Here is a 1,930-nt window from a genome sequence, read left to right as displayed (position 1 = left end):
AAATTACCTGAACCGACTGAAGCTGAATTAATCGTGGCTAAATGGGATCAACAGCGAAAAAATTATTTGATCTGGTAAGATACAAAAAAGCAATCACTTTGGATGATAAAATCCGTGGTGATTGCTTTTTTGTGTAACTACCGCCTTAGCTCTGTCAAGTTAGTGAATTCGTATTAGTCAGTAGCCATCGTCTTAAACAAATCAAGAATATCATAATTCCGTTAAATGGTCTAAAGGCGCACTTACACTCCAAATAAATTGGAGTTGTGCTAAAACACTTAAACCTGTATCAGATTTCGCTTTGCTCAAACAAAACTGACTTGCGTCAGTTGGAATCTTCAAAGCCAATAAAGTCCAGTTGCCAACTCCTTCAGACTTTATTGGCTTTGAAGATTGCTTTTAAATGCCTCTAATTTGCTCTATAAGCCATTTTAGCTATTACCCGTATAATTTACTGTCGGTCAACGGTAAATCGACTTAGAGGGGCTTAGAGAGCCTTATAGGCGATATTAGCCCCTCTTGGAGGCTTTAAGGAGTTGACAGACTCACTAGGCCAAGACACTTTTGCGCATGCAAAGAAAAGCACACCTGCTTTTTTTGCCTGCCCCACGGCGAGTGCGGGGTGAGTTTGAGCGGGAGCTCCCGCTCATTTTTGGGGTCCAGCTGGTTCAGCTGGTCAGTATGGCTGAAAGCCATGGTTTAAAAAAGCAGTTCAGCGGTTTTTGCTGATCTGCTTTTGGGGTTTAAAAACGCCAATTTTTGGCGTTTTCTTCTTATCTTGATACATATTAGAAACAATTATATTTTCGAAAAGTGGCCTTATCCGTTGACTCTATTGGCCTGAAGTGTATTATTAGGGTATAAAAAGAAAAATACTCACGTGAAAGTTCCTGATTTGGGTGTCCGGAACACGTGAGTTAGTCTTTAATCTTTATTATTCGTATTTACTAGGACTAGTTTAAAACAAGGGTCTTTAAACGTCAAGCCTTTAGTTTTAGTAAATGTGTGAAAAAAGACTAGCTCTTTCACGTGGCGTGTGAAGGGAGCTTTTGTTTTGACTGACAGAAAAGTATTACAGGATAAAGATAATTTTGGTAAACCACGTCCTTGGCGTCAGAGAAAATTAGAGAATTTAAGATATGCTGAGTATTTGTCAGTTTTGCTGTATAAGAAAGCACATAAAGTACAGGGGTGTGCAGATGTCTTGCGTTTTCGTAAACTTCCTGATGGAAATACTAAACTTTATCAGACGTGGTTTTGTAAGAGCCGACTATGTCCTTTATGCAATTGGAGGCGGACTATGAAAAATTCTAGCCAATTAACGAAGATTTTGACTGAAGCTCATCGGCAGCAGCCTACGGGACGATTTATTTTTTTGACGCTTACGGAACGTAATGCAGTGAACGGCAACGACTTAAAACAGCGTTTAAAGGCGTTAACTCGGGCTTTTTTTAAGTTAGTTCACTATAGAAAAGTGGCTAAGAATTTATTAGGATATGTTCGGTCAACTGAAATTACGATCAATGATAATGGCACTTATCATCAGCATTTACATGTTTTGTTATTTGTTAAAATTAGCTATTTTAAGGGTTCTGAAAATTATTTGTCACAGGCTAATTGGACTGATTTGTGGCAGAAGGCTCTTAGAAGCTCATATAAGCCGATTGTGAACGTCGAAGCGGTTCGGGCAAATAAATCTAAGGGAAAGGCCTCTTTGCTCGCTAGCGCGCAGGAAACAGCTAAATATCAAGTTAAGTCTGCTGATTACATGACGGACGATGATAATCGTAACCAACAGGTCATTGATGACTTGGAACAAGCCTTGGCTGGTACTCGCCAAATTGGCTATGGCGGTTTGTTGAAACAAATTAAACAGCAATTGAAATTGGACGATGCCGATAATGGCGATTTGGTGAATGTTGACGGGGAT

1 protein-coding gene is annotated in these 1,930 nt (G+C 39.5%); it reads left to right on the top strand.

Translation table 11 applies throughout. The features are described 5' to 3' along the window. Positions 1-1,054 precede the first annotated feature (1,054 nt). The coding region (locus JCM2765_RS16475) for a protein rep (RefSeq protein WP_082405197.1) at positions 1,055-1,930 on the top strand (876 nt) is incomplete at its 3' end.

Origin of the sequence: Secundilactobacillus similis DSM 23365 = JCM 2765 (assembly GCF_001311075.1) — a bacterium.
In the GTDB taxonomy this organism is placed as follows: Bacteria; Bacillota; Bacilli; order Lactobacillales; family Lactobacillaceae; genus Secundilactobacillus; species Secundilactobacillus similis.
This window is presented reverse-complemented; position numbering and strand designations above follow the sequence as displayed.